15 protein-coding genes and 1 tRNA gene are annotated in these 22,688 nt (G+C 54.8%); 9 read left to right on the forward strand and 7 right to left on the reverse strand.

What is annotated here, in order from left to right:
• Positions 1-40: 40 nt before the first annotated feature.
• Positions 41-1,402 carry a UDP-glucose dehydrogenase family protein gene (locus VF639_RS24700; RefSeq protein WP_331148633.1) on the reverse strand — a complete coding sequence of 454 codons (1,362 nt, stop codon included), beginning with the start codon at positions 1,400-1,402 and terminating at the stop codon, positions 41-43.
• A 27-nt stretch (positions 1,403-1,429) separates the two neighbouring features.
• Positions 1,430-3,367 (reverse strand): asparagine synthase (glutamine-hydrolyzing), encoded by a 1,938-nt coding sequence (gene asnB, locus VF639_RS24705; protein ID WP_331148634.1) that lies wholly within the window; start codon positions 3,365-3,367, stop codon positions 1,430-1,432.
• A gap of 133 nt (positions 3,368-3,500) precedes the next feature.
• Here asnB and VF639_RS24710 point away from each other — a divergent pair, with 133 nt between their 5' ends.
• Positions 3,501-4,001, forward strand: coding sequence for an acyl-CoA-binding protein (locus VF639_RS24710; protein ID WP_331148635.1), 501 nt, complete (start codon positions 3,501-3,503; stop codon positions 3,999-4,001).
• A 443-nt stretch (positions 4,002-4,444) separates the two neighbouring features.
• A complete protein-coding gene (locus tag VF639_RS24715) occupies positions 4,445-6,316 on the forward strand; it encodes a peptidylprolyl isomerase (RefSeq protein ID WP_331148636.1) in 1,872 nt (623 codons plus the stop codon).
• A 197-nt stretch (positions 6,317-6,513) separates the two neighbouring features.
• Here the strand turns inward: VF639_RS24715 and VF639_RS24720 are convergent, their stop codons facing one another.
• On the reverse strand, positions 6,514-6,855 hold the full coding sequence (locus tag VF639_RS24720; protein ID WP_331148637.1) for a cupin domain-containing protein: 342 nt from the start codon (positions 6,853-6,855) through the stop codon (positions 6,514-6,516).
• Positions 6,856-7,071: 216 nt separating this feature from the next.
• Between VF639_RS24720 and VF639_RS24725 the strand changes: the two genes are divergently transcribed.
• Positions 7,072-7,911 carry a serine O-acetyltransferase gene (locus tag VF639_RS24725; protein WP_331148638.1) on the forward strand — a complete coding sequence of 280 codons (840 nt, stop codon included), beginning with the start codon at positions 7,072-7,074 and terminating at the stop codon, positions 7,909-7,911.
• 133 nt (positions 7,912-8,044) lie between these two features.
• Complete coding sequence (cysK, locus tag VF639_RS24730; RefSeq protein WP_331148639.1) at positions 8,045-8,965, forward strand: cysteine synthase A; 921 nt, start codon at positions 8,045-8,047, stop codon at positions 8,963-8,965.
• 191 nt (positions 8,966-9,156) lie between these two features.
• Here the strand turns inward: cysK and VF639_RS24735 are convergent.
• Positions 9,157-9,230 (reverse strand) — tRNA-Ala (locus VF639_RS24735).
• 226 nt (positions 9,231-9,456) lie between these two features.
• On the opposite strand from VF639_RS24735, the gene VF639_RS24740 reads away from it, so the two are divergent.
• Positions 9,457-10,005, forward strand: coding sequence for a hypothetical protein (locus tag VF639_RS24740; RefSeq protein ID WP_331148640.1), 549 nt, complete (start codon positions 9,457-9,459; stop codon positions 10,003-10,005).
• 304 nt (positions 10,006-10,309) lie between these two features.
• Here VF639_RS24740 and VF639_RS24745 read toward each other — a convergent pair whose 3' ends face one another.
• From VF639_RS24745 to VF639_RS24755, 3 genes are all read right to left on the reverse strand, one after another.
• Positions 10,310-13,753: a TonB-dependent receptor gene (locus VF639_RS24745; RefSeq protein WP_331148641.1), complete on the reverse strand. Its 3,444-nt coding sequence runs from the start codon at positions 13,751-13,753 to the stop codon at positions 10,310-10,312.
• 223 nt (positions 13,754-13,976) lie between these two features.
• On the reverse strand, positions 13,977-17,129 hold the full coding sequence (locus VF639_RS24750; RefSeq protein WP_331148642.1) for a TonB-dependent receptor: 3,153 nt from the start codon (positions 17,127-17,129) through the stop codon (positions 13,977-13,979).
• A 143-nt stretch (positions 17,130-17,272) separates the two neighbouring features.
• Positions 17,273-17,794, reverse strand: coding sequence for a C40 family peptidase (locus VF639_RS24755; RefSeq protein WP_331148643.1), 522 nt, complete (start codon positions 17,792-17,794; stop codon positions 17,273-17,275).
• Positions 17,795-17,985: 191 nt separating this feature from the next.
• Between VF639_RS24755 and VF639_RS24760 the strand changes: the two genes are divergently transcribed.
• The 4 genes from VF639_RS24760 (at position 17,986) to paaA (ending at position 22,666) form a co-directional block, all read left to right on the forward strand.
• Positions 17,986-19,407 (forward strand): FAD-binding oxidoreductase, encoded by a 1,422-nt coding sequence (locus tag VF639_RS24760; protein WP_331148644.1) that lies wholly within the window; start codon positions 17,986-17,988, stop codon positions 19,405-19,407.
• A gap of 442 nt (positions 19,408-19,849) precedes the next feature.
• Entirely contained in the window at positions 19,850-20,431 is a 582-nt protein-coding gene (locus VF639_RS24765) for a TetR/AcrR family transcriptional regulator (protein WP_331148645.1), read from the forward strand.
• Positions 20,432-20,515: 84 nt separating this feature from the next.
• The gene (gene paaE / locus VF639_RS24770) at positions 20,516-21,595 is read left to right on the forward strand and encodes a 1,2-phenylacetyl-CoA epoxidase subunit PaaE (protein WP_331148646.1); all 1,080 of its coding nucleotides are present in this window, start codon (positions 20,516-20,518) and stop codon (positions 21,593-21,595) included.
• Positions 21,596-21,721: 126 nt separating this feature from the next.
• The gene (paaA, locus tag VF639_RS24775; protein ID WP_331148647.1) at positions 21,722-22,666 is read left to right on the forward strand and encodes a 1,2-phenylacetyl-CoA epoxidase subunit PaaA; all 945 of its coding nucleotides are present in this window, start codon (positions 21,722-21,724) and stop codon (positions 22,664-22,666) included.
• Positions 22,667-22,688: the final 22 nt, after the last annotated feature.

Raw genomic sequence — 22,688 nt, forward strand, 5'->3', positions numbered from 1 at the left:
GCCGCAAGCTTTTTTTAAGGTAAAAAGAAAAGCTTGTGGCTTACAGCTTATGGCTTGCCGCTGCTATTGCGGGTTCTTTGTGGGCGGTGCGGATGCCGATGCAATGGTAGGCAAAACCAAGTTCCTTCATTTCCTGCGGGTCGTAGATATTGCGGCCGTCGAAAATAACTTTTTGCTTGAGGAGCTTGCCTACTACCTCGAAGCTTGGGGAACGGAACTCAGGCCACTCCGTTACAACCAGCAGTGCGTCGGCATCAACCAGGGCTTCGAACTGATCTTTCGCGTACTTCACCGTGTCGCCGAGGGAGTGCTTGGCTTCTGGTATGGCTACCGGGTCATATACCGACACTGTGCAGCCGTGCGCCAGCAGCTTTTCAATGATAACCAACGAAGGAGCTTCGCGCATATCGTCGGTTTTGGGCTTAAACGACAAACCCCATAGGGCTATTTTTCGGCCTTCCAGCTCGCCGCCGAAATGCTTTTTTACTTTGTCAAACAGCACTTCTTTTTGCGCTTCGTTTACGCTTTCCACGGCTTGCAGCACCTGCATCTGGTAGCCATTCTCAGCGGCCGTTTTAATCAAGGCCTTTACATCTTTGGGGAAGCAGGAGCCGCCGTACCCAATGCCCGGATAAATGAACTTGGTACCGATCCGAGCATCAGACCCGATGCCCTTCCGCACCATGTTTACATCGGCCCCCATGATTTCGCATAGGTTGGCAATGTCGTTCATAAACGAAATCTTGGTTGCCAGCATGGAATTGGCAGCGTATTTCGTCATTTCGGCCGACGGAATATCCATGAAGATGATGGGGTGGCCGTTGAGCAGGAAGGGCTTATAAAGCTTGCTCATTACCTCCTCAGCACGCTCCGACGAAACGCCCACCACAATGCGGTCGGGCTTCAGGAAATCGTCGATGGCCGCGCCTTCTTTCAAGAACTCCGGGTTGGAAGCTACATCAAACTCGATGTTGGCCCCGCGCTTTTCTAGCGCTTGGGTCAGTTCACGATGCACTTTGGCCGCCGTACCAACCGGGACGGTGCTCTTGGTTACGATAACCCCATAGCTGGTCATGTGCTCGCCAATGCCACGCGCCACCGCCAGTACGTATTTCAAATCAGCCGAGCCATCTTCGCCGGGAGGAGTTCCTACGGCAATAAAGGCCACGTCGCAATCCTTGATACCCTCGCCTAGGCTGGTAGTGAACTGCAAGCGATTCGCGGTTACGTTGCGAGTCACCATTTCTTCCAGACCAGGCTCATAGATAGGCAAAATACCTTGCTTGAGGTTGTCGATCTTCTTTTGGTCGATGTCAATGCAGGTAACATTCATGCCGACTTCGGCAAAACAAGTACCTGTTACCAGACCGACGTATCCGGTGCCGACTACTGCAATTTTCATAAGGCGTGTGAAAAGCGGGAGGATTACTTATAGGGCGGAGCTGGCTGCTTGTGGTACGGGTGCCATCATGTAGCGCTTCCACCAGTGTTGAAATACAATCAGAGCCCATATGCGAGCATGTACATCGCCGGGACTGCGGGAGAAAAGCTGTGTTTTCAGAGCCCTAACGGCACTGACGTCGAATATTCCCTGCGCCTCAACAAAGGTGTCGGACAGCAGGTCGTCTTCGATGAGGGACCGTAGCTCACCACGGAACCACTTCAGCAGCGGCACCTCGAACCCGTGTTTAGGGCGCTTGTAGAGCTCTTCCGGCAGCAGCGGCCGAAAAGCGTCCTGCACAATGCGCTTCTTCATCTGCGCGTCAATTTTGCTTTCTACGGGCAGTGAGAAGGCAAAACGCACCACATTGGGGTCAAGGAAAGGAGGGCGGACTTCCAGCGAGTTGGCCATGCTCATCAGGTCTACCTTGGCCAGCATGTCGTAGGGCAGCACCAACTGCATATCGGTTAGCAGCACCTCGTTTAAGTCGCCTTGCGCGTGCAGGTTTTCGAGGATGTCTTTGCGACGCTTCTCGGCTAGCTTCTTCCCTACTTTGCGCCGGGCGGAGGCGCTAAGCAGGTTGCGGGCATCGGCAGCCGAAGCGAAGGTAGCCCAATCCCAATACCGGTCTTTGGGGCCGCTCATCATGCCGCGCGAAAACCGCTGAAACTGCCGCACCCGGTTGCCGAAAAACGAGTTGCGCGACTTGGGCAGGATGTCCCACAGCAGATTTAGGCCCGTAACGGCTTCGGCTTTGAAGCCGCCTTTGCGCACCTGAAACTCGCCCATGTGCTTGTTGTAGCCGGCAAACATTTCGTCGGCACCGTCGCCGGAGAGGGCAACGGTGGCCTTTTCGCGGGTATGCTTGCTGAGAATGTACACGGCCAGCGCCGACGAATCGGCAAAAGGCTCATCGATATAGTCTAGGACCTCGAAAATGTGGTCGTAGAGGTCTTGGTTGGAAAGCGAGAAGACGGTATGGTTGGTCTTGTACTTGTCGGCAACCAGCTTGGCGTACTTGGTTTCGTCGAAGAAAGGCTCGTCGCGGTAGCCGATGCTGAACGTGTTCAGGTGCTCGGTATGGCGCGAAGCCAGGGCGACAATCACGCTGGAGTCGATACCACCACTAAGGAAGGCGCCTACGGGAACATCGGCCACCAGGCGGCGGGCCGTAGCGTCATCTAGTAGATTAACCAGCTTGGTTTGCTGCTGCTCGTAGCTGAGCTTGTTCTTCTCAACCTTTTTGGGGTCGTAAGGAATCTTATACCACCGCTTGCGGACCACCTTCGTCCCCTTGATGTAGAGGTAGTGGCCGGGCAGCAGCTTTTTCACGCCCTTGAAGATAGTAGCCGGCCCCGGAATGTAGTTGAGCTGCAAATAGTGGCTGAGCGCCACGTAATCGAGCTTCCGCGGAATGCCCAGGGCCAGCAGCGACTTCATCTCGGAGGCAAACATCAACCGGTCCTCGTCGCGGTACACGAGCACGGGCTTCTCCCCCATTCGGTCGCGGGCAATGAAGAGCGAGTCTTCCTCTTTGTCGTAGATAGCTAAGCCGAAGAAGCCGTTCAGCTTTTTCAGGAAACCACGGCCTTCGGTGATGTAGAGTCGCAGAATAACCTCGGTATCGGTTTGCGAATGAAACTGATAGCCTTTGTTGATGAGCCGCTGCCGCAGCTCCCGAAAGTTGAAAATCTCACCGTTGAACACAATGGTATACCGGCCCGACTCGTCGGTCATGGGCTGGTTGCCATCGGCTGATAAGTCGAGAATAGCGAGTCGCCGGAAACCAAGGCCACAACGGTCGTACACGAAGTGTCCTTGCGAATCAGGGCCCCGGCTAATAATGGCGTCGGTAGAGGCGGGCAGTGAGGCCAACGCATTACGGCCTGTATCAGTGAAAGCGAATAGTCCGGTTATTCCACACATAGGATGGGCAAAAGTACGAAGTCTGAAGACTTGTCGAGCGAAAAAGTAGCAGCCGCGGCCTTGCAACCAAAGCCGTGCCAGCTTAGTACACAAGATACTTTCACTCTTCAGCCCACTCACATATTCACATACTATGAATCTTCAGGATAATCTAAATCTGCAACAGCAGTTTGAAGCGGCTGTATCGCGCGTTGATAACCTCCCCGGCGATAAAGCCGCCGCGCATATGAACGAGTTATATGGCCTCTACAAGCAAGCGACGGAAGGGGACCACGACACGGAGAAAGATGTGGTAGGTGACGATACGCCCTCAAATCCTAGTGGGCCCAAGGGGATGTCGCAGGCGCAATGGGACTCGTGGAGCAAGTTCAAAGGCATGAGCGAAGACGAAGCCCGCCGGGAGTACGTTCAGAAAGTAAACGAGTTAGCTGGTCCCGTCGGCGAAGCTACTTCGGTTATCACGGGCAACGGTCAGCCTGCCACCACCTCTCAGGTAAACATAACCGAAGAAAACAGCACCTTGGCGCAGCAACCCAATACGGGTCCGGGCGTGTCGCAGGGTGGCTTGCGCGGTGATATCACCGCTGGGGCTCCGTACGGGGGCGAAGACCATTTGAAAGACGAGCAAAATTAAGATGCTTGTTGTATATGTAACTCGGCCCGCCTCATCTTGTGATGGGGCGGGCCGAGTTGTATGCATGAGTTGTTCCAGCCGAAAGCCTTACGCTGGTTCCCACTCCGAAAAAGAAGGGCGTCATTCCGAGGCACGAGGAATCTCGCGTGCAGGGGTTAACCCTGACGGTTGAATTACTCTGGCACGCGTGATTTCCTGTGTCTGAGAATGTCGTTGTTTTTCGGATAGGCTCCGAGGCTCCACTGTCGATTTGGTTGAAAATTTAGCTGGACGCTGCTGAAGGGCTATGTCATTATTGGCTGATGAATTTTGGCTATTTTGGGCGAGCTATGATTCCATCTACTTGTTCGATTAGGTTAGCCAACTTGTTTTGTTGGGCTGGCTTGCTGGCCGCGTTGGCAACCGCCTGCACTACTTCCTCGCCCCAATCTACTGCGTCAGTTGTGTTTCCCGCATCCAATCCGTTTGATGATGCCATTCGGCGGGCCATTGCAACTGCTCAAGACGAGCGTAATACAACCGCACTACTCCCCTACCTAACCAACGCAACTGCGCGCTACCGACAAGCCGCCGCCTTGGCCTTGGCTTCTGTACAAGACAAAGCTGCCTCCGCCCGCTTACAACCCTTGCTCGATGACCCCGATCAGGACGTACGACGGGCTGCCGCTTATGCGCTAGGCCAAACTGGCGACTCGGCGGCGGTAGCACCACTGCTTGCACGGCTTACCTCGGCGCCCTCTGCTAATCAACGGTATTTATTTGAGGCATTGGGTCGCTGCGTGACTGCTACTTCGTTGCGGCAACTGGTTCGCGGCTTTGCTGGCTCCGATACGGCCACGGTGTCGGGACAGGCGTGGGCCTTGCTTCGCGCTGGTAATCGGGGCATCACTTCTGAAGCGGCCGTAGCCCGAGCCGTAGCCCTGCTTGATCAACAACAGCCACTAGCTGCTCGGCAGGGCGCCGCTTTCACCCTGGCTCGTACGCCACGCCTCGACCTTACGGCCTACCAAGCGGCGCTAACCACTGCCACTACCGATCCTGATGCGCTGGTCCGAGCAGCGGCAACCACCGCTTTAGGCAAAGTAAAGAGCCCTACTATAGCGCCTACGCTGGTGAATTTGGTTCGTCGTGACACTGACTACCGGGTGCGGGTAAGTGCCTTGCGGGCCATGAATGCCACGATGTATGCTCCGGTGAAAGAAACTGCTTGGGAAGCCGTTTCTGATCCTAGCCGCCAAGTAGCCTTAACCGCCGCAGAGTTTTTCCTGACCCACGCCAGCGGCGAACCAGGCGTATTGTTTCTGGAGAAAGCTAACAAGCTCGATAATTGGCGCGTGCGGGCCACCTTGCTGGCGGCAGCGCTAAAGCTAGGCGGTACTGAACGAGGAGCTATTCGAACGGCGGTGCAACAGCGCTACACCGCCGCCACCAATCCGTATGAAAAAGCCTATTTACTGAAAGCATTGGGCGAAGATCCGGCCGCCTACGAGTTTGTAGAGCAAGCCACCTTTGCTAGTGGCCAGCCGCTGGTTGTCGGGTCGTATGGCATGGAAGCCCTGGTAGCCATGCGCCGGCTACCCGATTTTCCGGAAGCTCAACAGGCCGCCTTCGCCCTCACCATGCGCCGGGCCATGGGCAACGGCGACGTCACCATCATGAGCACTGCCGCTGAGGCCTTGCGCGACCCCAAGCTGAACCTGCGGCAGCTGCTGCCCGACACAACTTTTATCGTAGCCGCCCGCAACAAGCTGATTCTGCCCCGTGACCTGGAAGCCTGGCTGGCCTTGCAACAAACCCTCGACTACCTTCAGAACAAGCCAGCAACGCCAACTCCCGTGGCAACTGCCGCTAGTCACCCCATCAATTGGGCGGTAGTGCGCGCTATTCCAGCGCAGCAGCGCGTATTGCTAAACACCACCAAGGGCGAGATACTAATGCAACTGCACGTAGCCGATGCCCCCGGCTCGGTGGCTAGCTTTGTTGAGCTGGTGCGCCAAGGATTTTACAATGGCAAAACCTTTCACCGGGTAGTACCCAACTTTGTAGCGCAGGGTGGCTGCCCGCGCGGCGACGGCTCGGGCAGCACCGACTATAATCTACGCTCAGAATTCGGCGACCTGCGCTACGGAGAAGGCGCAGTAGGACTGGCCTCAGCCGGCAAAGACACCGAAAGCTGTCAGTGGTTTATCACCCATACGTCCACCCCGCACTTAGACGGCCGGTACACCATTTTTGCGCAAGTCATCAAAGGCATGGAAGTGGTCCACCGCCTCGACATTGGTGATAAAATAGTACGCGTGGAGCTAGTAAAATAAAGAAGGGCACTGAACCAGCGTTGTAAACACAATGCTGGTTCAGTGCCCTTTTTGGATAATATGTGCCAAGCTTTGTAGCGCGGAAATCCGTTCCGCGACGAGCAGAGCGAGTATTTGGTACTGTGCCATACGCGTAGGAACTCGCGTTACTCGCCGCGGAACGGATTTCCGCGCTACTGTCCACAGCCCCAGTTCACTTAATGCCCGTCGCGACCGTGCGCTTGGGCAGGTGGCGTAGTGGCCTCAACAGCCGAGAAAGTTTCTAAAATCTTGTAGGTATGAGCCGCGCCTTTGGGCACCACCCACGAATTGCCGGGTTCCAGCAAAACCATTTGGCCTTCTGAGTGCAGTTCAGCCCGTCCTTTTAGCACATACCCAACCGTTTCGTAGGGGCGACTAACTGGCTCTTTCGACTCGCCGGGTTCCTCGTCTTCCCACAGGCGCATGGCTACGTGAATGCCAGACGCCAGGTACTTTTCGCCTTCTACACCTTTAGGTGAATGCGTGGAATCTATTTTCGTAATGGTGGTATCGGCCATGGTTATTTAGCGTAGATGAGTGTACGAATGAGATGCAACGTCTTCCGGGGAAGACTGTCTACCTAACGCAGACTCCTCGGTTGCGGTTACCTGGTTACGCGGCCTGAACTTTCCGCCCTTCTGCTAGTTGAGAGCTGTTGCGGAAGCGCAATGCGCTTTCCGGCTTGTTTCTCTAGCACACGCACCCAATCTGATTACGGGTTCTGCCCGTTTTTTATGTCCTTTTCTTCCGATACTCCTTTTGTACGGGCGCTGGCGCGGGCGCACCAACAAGTAGCTACACCGCTGCCGGGCCCCGCTTTTTGCCAGCTTGCTGAGTCACTGCTTGAACTGCTTTTCCCGGAGCGAGCCAGCCGGCCGCTGCTCCGTCCGGATGCCATAGCGGCCACCCTGAGCCAGTATCAAACCGATTTGGCAGCTCTCCTTGCCCGCGTACCGCTGTCCGACGCGCCGGCCGCCGTGGCTGCCGCCTTCATGGCCCGCTTGCCTTCGTTGCGCGAGCAGCTCCTGCGCGATGCCGCCGCTATTCTGGCTGCTGACCCTGCTGCTCAGGGCACCGAAGAAGTTATTGCCACTTATCCGGGTTTCTACGCTACGGCTATGCATCGCGTGGCCCATGCCCTGCACCTGCTGCACGTGCCCCGCGTGCCGCGCCTCATCAGTGAGCACGCCCATCAGCTAACGGGCGTCGACATTCACCCCGGGGCCCGTATCGGTCCTTCGTTCTGCATCGACCATGGTACCGGTATCGTGATTGGCGAAACGACGGTTATTGGCGCTTACGTGAAGATATTTCAGGGCGTAACGCTCGGGGCGCTGAGCGTCAGCAAGGAATTGCAGGGCATCAAGCGCCATCCTACCATTGAAGATGATGTGGTGCTGTACGCCGGCGCTACTATTTTGGGCGGCAATACCGTGATTGGCAGCCACAGCATCATCGGCGGCAACGTTTGGCTTACGGAAAGTGTACCCTCTCACTCGCGGGTGTACCACCGAGCCCAAATTCACGTCACTCGTAGCGAAGATCCTACAGCCGACTTAACTTTTTCAATTTGATTGTTAATTGTTGATTGTTGGAAGCTGATTGCTAACAAAAAGTTATTGGAGCACTCAGTAAAGCAATAGTTCAGCAACTAGCAATCAGCCTTCAACAATCAACAACTAACAATCAACAACCAACTTCCAAAACATGAAAGCCCACTCCATTTTGGATACCATTGGCAACACGCCTCTGCTACGTCTCAACAAGCTTTTTGCCCAGCGCCCCGACGTAGAAGTGTGGGTGAAGCTGGAACGCGCCAACCCCGGCGGTAGCATCAAAGACCGGATTGCCTTAAGCATGATAGAGCAGGCCGAGCAAGACGGCATTTTGACGCCCGATAGCCTAATCGTGGAGCCTACTTCCGGCAACACCGGCGTAGGCCTAGCCATGGTAGCGGCCGTGAAAGGCTACAAGCTGACCTTGGTCATGCCTGAGTCTATGTCGATTGAGCGGCGCCGCCTGATGGCCGCCTACGGAGCCAACTTAGAGCTGACGCCGCGCGAAAAGGGCATGAAAGGCGCCATCGAAAAAGCCCACGAAATCGTACGGGATACGCCCGGCGCCTGGATGCCCATGCAGTTTGAAAACCCGGCCAACATCAAAGTACACGCCGAAACTACGGCCCAGGAGATTCTGCGCGACGCACCCGAAGGCTTCGATTATCACATCACTGGCGTAGGGACGGGTGGCCACATTACAGCCGTCACGGAAGTACTGAAGCCGCTTTTCCCTAACATGAAAACCTTCGCCGTGGAGCCGGAACTCTCGCCCGTTATCAGCGGCGGTGCTCCTGGCCCCCACCCTATCCAAGGCATCGGGGCTGGCTTTATTCCCGCCAACCTGCACCGCGAGATTCTCGATGGCACCATTCAGGTAAGCCAGCAAGAGGCATTTGATATGGCCCGGCGCGCTGCCCGCGAAGAAGGCATCTTCATGGGCGTCTCATCGGGCGCTTCGTTGGCCGCCGTAGCCAAAAAGCTGGACGAAGTGCCCCAGGGCGGCCGCGTCCTTACTTTCTGCTATGATACCGGTGAACGGTACTTGTCAGTAGAAGGCTTATTTGTCTGAATCGCAGATTTGGCGGATTAAATGAGATTACACGGATTCTGGTGACGATTCCTTTGCCAATAAAAAAGACGCACCACTTGATGCGTCTTTTTTATTGGCAGTCGTGTGGGGGTGACTTTGCGAATGGTAGCCGATGGCTTGAGCCTTAAAAAGAAAAAGCCTAACCGGGTAAGGTTAGGCTTTTTAAAAAGTGGAGAATATCGGAGTCGAACCGATGACCTCTTGCATGCCATGCAAGCGCTCTAGCCAGCTGAGCTAATCCCCCATTTTAGGTTTCTCATCCGCCAATTGCGTTTGAGTGCAACAAAAGTACAGCTGGTTTTTGGTTTAGCAAGTTCAAGGACGCTTTTTTTACCTAAGCCCTTCATCTTCAAGAAAAAAAGTTGAGCGCACAGATTACATTATCATTATCTCCCTAGCAATTCGACAATTTTCCTTAACGGGGAACAAGTTTCTGACTTACCTTTATATTCCCAACTTCACTTCAATCAATGAAACACGTTTTCTTTACTTTGCTGAGTGGTCTTGCGTTAGTTTCTTGCTCCGAGATTAGCACTGACCCAGCTCCTGTCCGCGTAACGCGCACCGCTCAAACGGTCACTATCAATTACGCTCGTACTGCTAGTACCATTGCAAGTGATACGCTGTTGGTTGATCCTCGCTTGGATATATATGTACTAACGCCCACTGTTAATACTGATGGTACGCTGAGCTATCCGACTTTGACCGGTGCTACACCAGTCAAGACGATCAGAGGTACTGAATTCACAAGTGCTGCACAGTCCTATACTGTTGCCACCAACCTGACCGTTTCTGAAAATACCCCGAGCACAGGTATTCGCTTGGTGTTGAGTTCTACCAACCGTCCGGGCCGCCGCGCCAACTCGCAGCGCCTAACTGCCAATTTATTGGTTAACGGTGTAAGCAAAACACCTACACCTCTCACACTTCAAGGGTCAAGCTTCACGCGTACAGCAGCACCTGTGGCAGGCCGTTACAGTGTAACGCTGGATACTAACGTTGCCGCTTACACCTTCTAGGCCAGGCAAAGCAAACGACTGTTGTCGTACTGGTACGCCGAGTGCCTATAACGAAAACGCCCACTGCCATCAATGACAGTGGGCGTTTTCGTTATAGGCACTCGGCGCAGTGAGCCGATTAATTCAAGGGCAGCGGTGAAGACGGTATGCCTGGCTGCTAGCACAGTTGTCAGCATCTACCAATGCTATTCCGCAAGACAGTAACACAACTCCAAGCCTACCCTGCCCATATCGTAGCAAACAAAAGAGCGGGCGGGCTAAGTGCCCGCCCGCTCTTTGCGGAATCAACCAAACAGCTTATCGATTAGTTGAAGGTGTAGCGCAGGCCAAGCTGGATACGGTAGCGGGACGACTCCGTAGTAATGTAGCGGTTGGTTACGTTCAGCGTCTGCACGTTGGTGGTAACCGAACCGTCCGGGAATACCGTACGGGCGTTCGTGATTGGGTTGAAGTTGAAGCGTGGCTGGCCAGAAGCTTGGTCGAAATCAACAAACGAGATAGGCGTGTTACGCTGCTGCGTCTGTCCTACACCCCAGTTGGAGTTGATTAGGTTACCGATGTTGAATACGTCGAGGCTAAACTGCAGCGAATTGCGGTTTTTGCCGATGTTAGTAAACACATCTTGCAGCAAGCGAGCGTCAACAAAAGCAACCCAAGGGTTTACAGCGCCGTTGCGTTCAGCAATCTGGCCCCGGTGGGCGCTCAGATACTTATCTTGATTGATGTAGTTATCAAGATCTGTCCACTGCTGAGCTGCGGTGTAAATGGTCTGCTGAGGCGTATTGTTGAATAGAGTGAGGTTGGTGAGGTTGATTTCACTCTGGGTGCGCGGAATGTAGATCAGGTCGTTGTTACCTACGTTGTCACCATTCAAATCACCGTTATACACATAAGAGAAACGACCGTTCGGACCAAGGTCGAGGAAGCCCGAAATAGTGGTAGCTAAATGCCCGAGGTATTCTTTCCGATAAGACAGCGAAGCAATAACCCGGTGCTGGCGCAAGAATTCCGAGTAACCAAGCACGTTGGCGTTCGGGTCGCTGGAGATGGCACGGGCCGACCACAGCGAGAAAGGAGTCGAGCCACCAACGCTTACGTCGCGCGAGTCGGTATAAGTGTAAGCCAGGCTAGCGAAAACGCCGCTGTTAAACGACTTCTGCAACTGTCCGGTAGCGCTGTAAGAGTAACCTTTGTTGGTGTTACGCATAACGATAGCACCATCGTTGAACACGATTTTTGGACTAACCTGATAGGTCGGGCTTGCAGCGTTGGCAGTCCGGTTCAAAGCGGCGGGGTTGCGGTAGAGCGGACGGTTATCGGCACCAGCGGCACGAGCCTGCGGATTAGGCAAGTTCACGTTGTCGAAATACACGGCGTTGATGTCCTTCGTGAAGATAGCATCAATCGTGAAAACGATGTCGCCGGGCAGGCGCTGGTCGATACCAATGTTGGTACGCCAAACCTGTGGAAACTTGAAGCCACGCTCCGTTACGGCCAGGTTGTAGTTAGCCGGCGTTACGGTTGGGTTAGGAACCGGTACGTTGTTGATAACGGTTGTTGGCAGGAACCCTGGCGTCGTATTAAACGGAATACCTGAGTTGCTATATACCCCACCTAGCAAGCCGTTATTGCTGGCCTGGTTGGAAATCCAAACAAACGGTACGCGACCCGTGAAGATACCGCTACCACCACGCAACTGCGTTTTGCCGTCGTTGTTCACATCCCAGTTCAAGCCAATACGGGGCGAGAACATTACTGACGTTTTCTGCACCTCATCGGTTAGGATCTGGTAGCCATTGCGGAAGCTGATGCTTGCGGCATCTTCGTTGCGCTGTAAGTCGCTCAGAATGATCGGAACATCGATGCGCAAACCGGTGGTTACTTTCAGGTTCGGCTTAACGTTCCATTCGTCCTGCGCATAAAAGCCGAGCTGAGCTGCTTTCGTTTCAGCAAGCGGGAAATTCAAGCTCGGATTGGCCTCGTTCACGTTGAGTGCATAACGAACCGTGTAGTTGTTCGTGGCCGAAGCCAAAGGACCGTTGTCACGGGGAGTAATAGCTAACGTATTAAGATCGTAGTTGTAGCCTGCCGAGTTGTAGAAATCCGTTAGGGAGTTGAAACGATACCGGCCGTACAGATCTGGCGCGAAGCCGTTAGCGAATTTGTAGTACTCGTTGTAGGTGCCGAGCGTAAGAATATGGTTGCCTACCGTTTTGCTGATGTTATCCGACAATTGATAGATATCCGAATTCAGTACGTTGATGGGCGTAAACAATTCGTAACCAAACGAAGTGAATTCGTTGTTGAGTGCGCCTGGACCGTTGGCATTGTAGAGAATATCAACAAATGGGAAAGGCGAACCGCCGAGCGACGAACGGAAGTCACGCTGAGCCGTGTAGCCAGCTTGCAACTGGTTGGATAGTCCACCCTTGATGGTGGAGTTCAATTCACCGATGATCGAATTGAGGTTGTTGTTGATGCGGTAATACGATGCTAGAAACGGCAGCGTGTTGGTAGACAAACCCCGGCCACCGGTTACAGTTGGCGCTCCAGAGCCAGACGGCGCTACGTCGCGGTACGACTTGAGGTAGTTGTACTTGATGGCAAAGGTATTGGAAGCATTGATGTTCCAGTCGATCTTGGCCGTGATCTTATCGGAGTTCTGCTTCAGCTGGTAGCCTTCGTAAGGGCCAGGATTGTACCCGTAAGTTGTTTGCAGGAAGTTCGACAAAACATCGAGTTCAGCGGCGCTGGCAGCCGAGGTATTACTACCCGGACCAGGTACGGGCAAGCCCGGACGGTTAGCTACGAAAGTGCCCGGCGGATCGTCGCGACGCTCGCCTTCCACACTTACGAAATAGAACAGCTTGTCTTTGATAATAGGACCACCCACCCGGGCTCCAAGCTGGTTAAGCTTAAACTCGGGGAATGGCTGGTTGATGTCGCGCACTTTGTCGCCTACTAGGTTATTGGAACGACGAAAGCCATATACGGAAGCCGAGACATCGTTGGTACCCGAACGGGTAATAGCGTTAATACCAGCCCCAGTGAACGAACCCTGACGAACGTCGAAAGGCGCTATGCTCACTTGTATTTCCTGAATGGCGTCCAAAGAGATAGGCTGTGCGTTGGCCTGACCGCCTACTGTGCCGCTCAAACCGAAGGAGTTGTTGAAGATGGCGCCGTCGATAGTAACGTTGTTGAAGTTACCGTTGCGGCCACCGAAGCTTGTGCCATTTCCTGAGGCTTGCGGCGTAAGACGAGTAAAATCCTGAAACGAGCGGCTCAGTGAGGGCAAACGCTCAATTTGTTCGCGCTGCACGTTGGTAGCAGCACCTGTACGGCCCGAGTTGATAACCGGGTCACGGCGGCCTGCTACTACTACTTCGTTCAGTTGCTGGGTAGATTCGCTCAGGTTGATGTCTAAGCGCTGGTTTTGACCGAGCGTTAAGAAGATGTTTTCACGGGTAACATCCTGATAGCCCACGAAGGTGATACGAACCGTGTAAGGGCCACCAACGCGCATGTTCTGAATGTTGAAACGCCCCTCTGAGTTGGTAGGCGCTACATACTGAGTATTGGTAGGCGTGTGCACCGCAATAATCGTGGCACCTGGCAAGCCAGCACCATCTTTATCGGTAATCACGCCGTTCATGGCTGATGTTGTGGCACCCTGCGACCAGCCCTGCTGTATCGACAAGACCGCCAGAAGCAGTAAGAGAAGATGACGATAATAGGTGTTTCTCATGAAAAAGAGGATTGATGAAAACTGGGTACAAAAGTACCCAGCCCGTCAGTTTAAAACACATTATTAAACAGTTATTAATTTGAGATTCTTAACATTCATTATACAGGAATTTATATTTTGCAATACCTTTAAAAATTAATTTCGTCACCTATAACGACAAGAGCATAAACAAAAAGCGAGCGGAGATAATCTCCGCTCGCTTTTTGTTAACTAAGTTAAAAACCTAGTTGAACGTATACCGAAGGCCCAGCTGACCTTGCCAGCGCGAGTTGAAGGGAGCTATATCATAGCCCCGGTTGCCGTTGGTAGCAAATGTTGCCGGGAAGGAGAAGGTGGGGCGAACGTTGGGGCCAGTAACCGTTTCCGGGCGAAGCAGCTCGATGGCATTGTTGAGAACGGAGTACTGATTGCCCCAGTTATTGTTCAGCAAGTTGCCAACGTTCTGAATGTCGAAGCTCACTTGGAGAGTATTCTTCTTGCCGCCTGCCTGAAAATTGAAATCCTGCGCCACGCGAATATCTATTTGATGCGTCCAGGGGGTGCGGGCGGCGAAGCGCTCGGCGTACTGCCCGCGGTGGGTACGCAGGTACGGGTCGTTCTGGATGAAGGCCTCCAGCTGGTCTTGTACCTGGGCCAACGTGCGCGTGTCCGACGAGCCGCTGGTTACCAGCGCAATTTCGTTGGGGTCGCGGGCGTTGCGGGGAATGTAGATGAGGTCGTTTGAGAAAGCGCCATCGTTATTTACGTCGGTGCCAAACTGACCATATACATAGGAAATAGGCGAGCCGGCCAACCCTTCATAGATAAGAGATATGTTGGTAGCCGTTCTGTTGTTGGCGTAGTGGATGGTATAGCCCCCAGTGACCAGAATGCGGTGCCGACGGTCATTAACAGAATACCCTAACTCCGGATTGTTGGGGTCGAACTGCACTTGGTTGAACTGCCAGTTCGACAAGGCTGTGCTACTGGTGCCACTGTTTATTTCCCGCGACCTTCCATAGGTATAGGCCACCGTAGTATTGAGGCCGTTGGTGAATTGCTTTTGCAACTGTGCCGTGGCGTTGTAGCGGTAGCCTTGGTTGGTGTTGTTGAGCAGCAGCACATTGGTGTAGTTCGGGTTGATTCGGCGTCCCGCAGTGGTAGCTGCGTATACCGGCCGCTGGTCCGGGCCTGCTAGTCGGCCCACGGGAGCCGTAAGGTTGATATTCTGGTAGTAGATATCGTTTACTGTCTTCGAGTAGATACCTTCCAGAGTAGCTACAATGTCGCCGGGAAGGCGGAAGTCAACTGCTACGTTGGTGCGCCATACCTGCGGCAGTTTGAAGTCCTCGCCTAATACGTTGATTTCGGTAGTATTGAGTGCCCTATACGTAGCCGGAATCTGCGAAACGTCAGTTTGTATTGTTGTAGGATTGGTTATATCAATAGCCCCCTGAATCAGGCCGTTGTTGGTGAAGCTGTTGGAAGCCCAAACAAAAGGGACACGTCCGGTAAAAATACCCGTACCACCGCGCACCTGAACTTTGGCGTCGTTGTTTACATCCCAGTTAAAGCCGAGGCGGGGCGCCCATAGTAATTGGCCGTTGGGCACGTTCTGCGTGTTGATGTTGCTGCCAAATTGCTCGGTCACCCCCGGATTATAAGTGGGTTTATCGAAGAAGAAAGGCACATCCAGGCGCACGCCCAAGGTGAGGCGCAGGTTTTCGAGGGGTGAGTACTCGTCCTGAGCATATACGCCAACCTGCATAGCACTGAATTCGGCTTCGCCATTGTTCGCAGTGGCGAAAGCAGCCTGCAAGCGGTTAGGACGTTGGTTGATGAAATCTGCCAACGATCTGAACTGGTAGTAACCAACCCCGTTGTTGATAAACAGGTTGCGAAATTTGAACAGCTCGTTGTGAGTGCCCACGGTGATGTTGTGCTTGCCGAACGACTTCGTCACGTTGTCAGTCAGTTCGAAAATGTCCTGATCCAGCTCGTTGAATCCCGAGCTGCGCTCGGTACCGAAGGTGTAGCGGTTGCCGGCTTCGTTGATTTCAAAGGTTGGAAACAGCGAACCCGGCACATCCCGCGTGTCGCGGATGCGGGTGTAGCTGAGCAGCAGCTTGTTGGAGATGGTTCCTAAGTTGCTGTTGAGCTCGACAACGCTGCTGTTGGTGGTGTTGTTGAATACGTAGGCATTGCTGCCGAAACGCAGAGCCGTTGAGGTGCGGGTAATGTTGTCGTCGAAGGCATCTACGTAGTTGTGGCGCACCGTCAGCTGGTGCTTGTCGGACAGGTTGAAATCCAGGCGGCCGAATATTCGGTTGCTTTGGGTACGCCGGGTGATGTCGCCGGCTTCCCCTACCTCGTAGCCGTAGCGCTCCAGGGCCGTGCTGGCAATCTGGTTGATGACATTCAGGTCGAGGCGCGAAGTGGAGGTGCCCGGCACAAAAGACAGCGGTTCGCTGCGGCGGTTGATTTCCCCGTTCAGAAAGAAGAACACCTTGTCTTTCACCACGGGGCCGCCCACCCGGAATCCGGTTTGGTAGTTGTAGAAATCGGCTGCTCTAGTGCGGGGCTCCGTCACGCTGCGGCCCACGATGCTCTGATTGCGGCCAAACCCGTAAATCGACGCCGACAAGTTGTTGGTGCCGGAGCGCGTCACGGCATTGACGCCGCCGCCGGTGAAGTTGCCAAGCGTCACGTCATACGGCGCTATCACAATTTGCAGCTCCTGAATGGCGTCCAACGAAATCGGTCCGGTGCCGGCTTGGCCACCCGGTGTACCGGTGCCCGACAACCCGAACACGTCGTTATTCACGGCGCCGTCGATGGTGATGTTGTTGTAGCGGTTGTTGGCGCCACCAAGAGAACTGCTGCCCCCACCAGTGGCTTGCGGTGATATGCGGATGAAGTCCTGCAAGCTGCGGTTGAGCGTGGGCAGGCGCTCGATCTGCTCGCGCTGCACGGTGGTAGCAGCGCCGGTCCGGCCCGCACTGATTACCGGGTCGGGACGGCCGCTCACTATCACTTCCGAGAGCTGCTGCGTGGCCTCGCTCATATTGATGTCGAGCCGCAGGTTCTGGCCCAGGGTCAGGAAAACCCCTTCCCGCGTGGCATCCTGGTAGCCAATAAACGTGGCCCGAACGGTATAGGGGCCGCCCACGCGCATGTTCTGGATGTTGTAGCGGCCCTCCGCATTGGTGGGAGCCACATATTGGGTGTTGGTGGGGGTATGAATGGCAATGACGGTAGCGCCGGGCAGGGCGGCTCCGGTCTGGTCGGTGATGGCGCCGTTCATGGCGGAAGTAGTGGCGCCCTGGCTCCAGCCCGCCCGCGCCGACAGCAATAGCCACAGTAAGAAAAGGAGGTAGCGTAAACTCGGCTGTTTCATGTAAAAAAAAAACAGTCGCTGCTTTCAGCTGCTACACAAAGATAGTCAACGCTTTAACGCGGATTATTACAGAATAGTTAAGAATGCAGGCTCCCCTACCTCGTCTTTACAAGCTCAACAAAGGCCTACTATATCTGGATATATTACAAAGGAGGCCGCACGGCTTTGATAAAGCGGCTCAGGTAATAATCGGTTTCCAGACTGTTCTCTACTACTCCTAATGAGCTAGAGGAATGAATAAACTGCACTCCTTCCGGGGTGGCTTCCGTGACCATGCCCACGTGGGTTATCGAGTTGCTGCCCGGCGAGGCGCCGAAAAACAATAAATCCCCAACTTTCAAATCCTGCGGCTTCACCGGGTCGCCCCATAGTGCCTGCTCGTTGCTGGAACGCGGAATGGCCACCTCAATGGCGGCGAAGGAAGCGCACAGCAAGCCCGAGCAATCCATGCCTAGGCGCGTGGTGCCACCATACTTATAAGGAGTGCCCTGATACGAGCGGGCCGTTTCAATAACCGCGACCATCTCACGGCTGGCGTTGAGCGGGGTGCTGCGGCGTTTGGTTACAATCTTGGCGGTACCGCTGGCCGTGGTAGTTCTGGATTTTGATTTGGCAACCGGCGCCCGGCCCCGGCGGTTGCGCTCGGCGGCTTTTATGCGGGCCATGTCGCGGGCCGAATAGTAGCGGCCGTTGCGGTAATTAACTTTCTTTGAGCCGCTGCAACTTGCTAATCCACTCAGTAGAATTAGCATCAATATCGGCCACCAATTACGTCTGTGCGCCGAATGATGTACATTCGTTGTGTATTCCTGCATCAAGCCAAAGGTACGCGAATCAGCCATAAGCTCTTCGAATTATGAATTTCCAATCCCTCACGCCCGAGTTGGTAGTAGCCTTTGAGGCTATTGTTGGACCAACCCACGTTCTGACTGCGCAACGCGCCGAGGCCGCTGCCACCGCCGATGCCTACGCCGACTACGGCCGCGACCACACCGAGGACCTGCACTTCGCCCCGGATGTAGTGTTGCGCCCCGGTAACGCTGAGGAGATAGGCGAAATTATGCGCCTGTGCTACGAAAACCGCATTCCGGTAACCCCACGTGGCGCCGGCACCGGCCTCAGCGGCGGGGCGCTGCCCGTGCACCACGGGGTGGTGCTGAGCACCGAGCGGCTCAACCGCATCGTTGAAATAGACGAGCGCAACCTGCAAGCCACCGTCGAACCCGGGGTAATAAACGAGGTGTTTCAGAACGCGGTGAAGGAAGTCGGCTTGTTCTATCCGCCTGACCCGGCCAGCAAAGGCAGCTGCACGCTCGGCGGCAACCTGGCCCACAGCAGTGGCGGCCCCAAAGCCGTGAAATACGGCACCACCCGCGACTACGTGCTCAACCTGCAAGTGGTGCTGCCCACCGGCGACGTTATCTGGACGGCGGCCAACACGCTAAAAAACTCCACCGGCTACAACCTCACGCAGCTTATGGTGGGCTCGGAAGGCACCTTGGGCATCATCACCAAGGTGGTGTTCCGGCTGCTGCCCTATCCACAGCAGAACATCCTGATGCTGGTGCCCTTCCGGCAAGTGGAGCAGGCCGCCGAGGCCGTTTCGGCGGTGTTTCGGGCCGGCATTATTCCCTCGGGCATGGAGTTTATGGAGCGCGAAGCCATTGCTTGGTCGTCCGACTACCTCAAGATTCCGCTTACGCTGCCCGAAGACATTCACGCCCACTTGCTGATCGAGCTCGACGGCCAGGACCTGGACCAGCTCTACAAGGAAGCCGAGCAGGTATACGGTGTGCTCGAGAACTACGAGGTCGGCGAAATCCTGCTGGCCGACACGGCTGGTCAGAAAGACGACCTGTGGCGCATTCGTCGCAACATCGGCAATTCGGTGCGTTACAATTCCGTGTATAAAGAAGAAGACACCGTCGTACCCCGCGCCGAACTGCCCACCTTGTTGAAGGGTGTCAAGGAAATTGGGGCGCGCTACGGCTTCAAGAGTGTGTGCTACGGCCACGCCGGCGACGGCAACCTGCACGTCAACATCATCCGCGGCGACCTCAACGACGAACAGTGGAACGTAGGCTTGCGCCAACCTATTTCCGAGATTTTCCAGCTGTGCGTGAAGCTCGGCGGCACCATCTCAGGCGAGCACGGCATCGGGCTGGTGCAGAAAGGCTACATCGGCATTGCCCTACCCGAAGCCAACCTGGAGCTAATGCGCGGCATCAAGCGCGTGTTTGACCCGGCAGGAATCTTGAATCCGGGTAAAATATTCTAAGCAGTACAGCTTCGCACCGTAATTGAATGCCCCGTCGGAACTTGGTTCTGGCGGGGCATTTTCGGTGATGAGGCGGTATTCTCGGCGTGACGGGCTATAGACGTTTTGTCCTTGTAGCGCTTGGGCGAACCGTGTAGAGTAGAGACGCGACACTTGGCTGCGCCAACCTTCGGTTCGCGTCTCTTCGTTGAACGACCAACCTAGCACAGTCCAGGTAAACGACCTCAGCAACGACACGACCCGAAGTGTCGCGTCTCTTTACATCCCGCGTACACGGCTTACTTGAACTGCGCTTCGTTTAGAAAGCAATATTAAAAACTAACAGCTATTAGTTTTTAAAAGCTAGTTTTGTTGGGCCGACACTGTTTTTCCTTTTCCTGACCAAGGCACGTACAGCAAGGGCAGAAGTGAAACCCAAGAACCGGCACAGCATACAGCATCGATGGCCAAACGGAGCAAAGTCAATCAGCGGCAGCGCATACTAGACGAAGCGGCTAAGCTTTTCAAGGAAAAAGGCTTTGCAGGTACGTCTATGCGCGATTTAGGCGGCGAAGTAGGCATGGAAGCTGCCAGCATGTACAACCACATCAAGTCCAAGGACGAGATACTGGAGAGCATTTGCTTCTATATATCCAACACGTACATCTCGCAGCTAGCCGAGGTAGAGAAAATGGAGGCGCCCTACACCAAAAAGGTGGAAACCCTACTCCGACTCCATGTGTACCTGATGCTGGAAGATGGCGCGGCCGTATCAGTCGCCAACAACGATTGGAAATACCTCACCGGCGAGAAACTCACCGAGTTTAAAGATGCCCGCAAACGCTACGAGCAGGGCTTTGCCACCCTGATTGAGTTGGGCATTGCGGCCGGCGAGCTACAACCCGTCAACGTATCGGTGGCTTTGTTCACGATGCTGTCGGCGGTGCGGTGGGTGGAGCTTTGGTACCGCCCCGGCCGCGGCATTTCCCCCGAAGACCTAGAGCAAAATATCATGACCATTCTGCTGAATGGCTTAGCGAAATAGGATCAGTTGTGAGTTATCAGTTGCCAGTTGTGAGTTATTCCACAATCTGGCAACTGGCAACTCACACCTGGCAACTGATAATCCATGAGTCGTTTTCATAAAGTCAAAATCAAGCGTATTCAGCGGGAAACGCCCGATTGCATTACACTGGCACTCGACGTACCGGCTGCGCTACGCGACACGTTCAAGTTCACGCAAGGGCAGTATCTCACGTTTCGGCGGGAGCATAACGGCGAGGAATTGCGCCGCTCCTACTCTATTTGCAGCAGCCCGCTGGATGGCGAATGGCAAGTGGCCATCAAAAAGGTGCCGGAGGGGCGGTTTTCGTCGTTGGCGGTAGAAACGCTGCGCGTGGGAGAAGAGCTGGAGGTGATGCCGCCCGCCGGCCGCTTCTACACCGACCTGCACCCCGACAACGCCAAGCATTACGTAGCCTTTGCGGCGGGCAGCGGCATTACGCCGGTGTTTTCCATTATCAAAACCGTGCTGCTGACTGAGCCCCAAAGTCAGGTTACGCTTATCTACGGCAACCGGGGCCGCAACTCTATTATTTTCAAAGAGGCCATTGAGGGTCTGAAAAACAAGTTTCTGCAACGCCTGAGCGTCTACCACATCCTCAGTCGCGAGCGAGGCGACACCGACTTGCTTTTCGGCCGCATTGATGAGGCAAAAGCCCAACAGTTTCTCGACAAGCTTTTGCCGCCCGGCCAGATAGACGAGTGTTTTATCTGCGGGCCCGAGGAAATGATAAACGGCGTACGCGCCGCCTTAACTACGGCCGGCATAGCCCCCGAAAAGATTCATTTCGAGATGTTCACCTCGGCCGGCAGCAGTAAGTTGCAAGCCGGCCCCACGAAAGTGCACCCCACGGGCGAGGACGACAAAAAGAGCCAGGTCGCGGTGAAACTCGACGGCAGCACCCACCTGCTCCAGATGTCGTACTACGGCAACACCATTCTGGATGCCATGCTAGAAACCGGAGCCGACGCGCCTTACTCCTGCAAAAACGGCATGTGCAGCACCTGCCGCGCCCGCGTAACCGACGGCAAAGTGGAAATGGACGTCAATTACTCCTTATCAGACGCCGAAGTAGTGAAAGGCTACGTACTAACCTGCCAGGCCCGCCCACTATCGGAGACGGTCACGGTTGATTTCGATCAGTAGTTGGGACCTCACGCCCTGGCTCCACTTCTCGGGGGAAGGAGGAACTAGGGATAAGGTCCCTATTGAACCAACAGAGATTTCCTTACTTTTAACTAACGATTGTTAGTTTAACTTTGTTAACGGCGCATGGAAACGGTAGAAATCAACCTCGAAGAGCAGTTTCAGGCCCGCATTGACGCGGATATCCGTATTGAGCCCAAGGACTGGATGCCCGACGCGTACCGCAAGACGCTGATCCGGCAGATTTCGCAGCACGCACACTCCGAGCTGGTAGGTATGCTGCCGGAAGGCAACTGGATTACGCGGGCCCCGTCGTTGAAGCGTAAGTCGATTTTGCTGGCCAAGGTGCAGGACGAAGCGGGTCATGGCCTCTACCTCTATAGCGCCGCCGAAACCTTAGGCGCTTCGCGTGACCAGATGTTGGCTGATCTGCACTCGGGCAAAGCCAAGTATTCCAGCATTTTCAACTACCCTACCCTCTCCTGGGCTGACATGGGCTGCGTGGGCTGGCTGGTTGATGGGGCAGCCATTCTCAACCAGGTACCACTCTGCCGGACTTCCTACGGCCCTTACGCCCGCGCTATGGTGCGGGTGTGCAAGGAAGAAAGCTTCCACCAGCGCCAGGGCTTCGAGATTATGCAGACGCTGTGCGAAGGCACGCCGGTGCAAAAGGAAATGGCGCAGGAAGCCCTCAACCGCTGGTGGTGGCCGACGCTCATGATGTTCGGCCCGAAAGACGCTGACTCTCCGAACACCGCTCAATCAATGAACTGGCGCATCAAGCGCTTCACCAACGACGAGCTACGCCAGAAGTTCGTGGACATGATGGTGCCGCAAGCCGAATACCTGGGCCTGACCGTCCCCGACCCCGCCCTGAAGTGGAACGAAGTGAAGAACGGCTACGACTTTGGCGACGTGGACTGGGAGGAATTCTGGAACGTGGTGAAGGGCAACGGCATGTGCAACAAAGACCGGCTTGGTGCCCGCGTCAAAGCCCACGAGGACGGCGCTTGGGTGCGTGAAGCCGCCTTGGTTCACGCTGCCAAACGCAAACAGCGCGAAGCCGCCTAACGGGGGACCTCCCCCCCTAGCC

The sequence above is a fragment of the Hymenobacter sp. genome, from assembly GCF_036387835.1.
Classification (GTDB): domain Bacteria; phylum Bacteroidota; class Bacteroidia; order Cytophagales; family Hymenobacteraceae; genus Hymenobacter.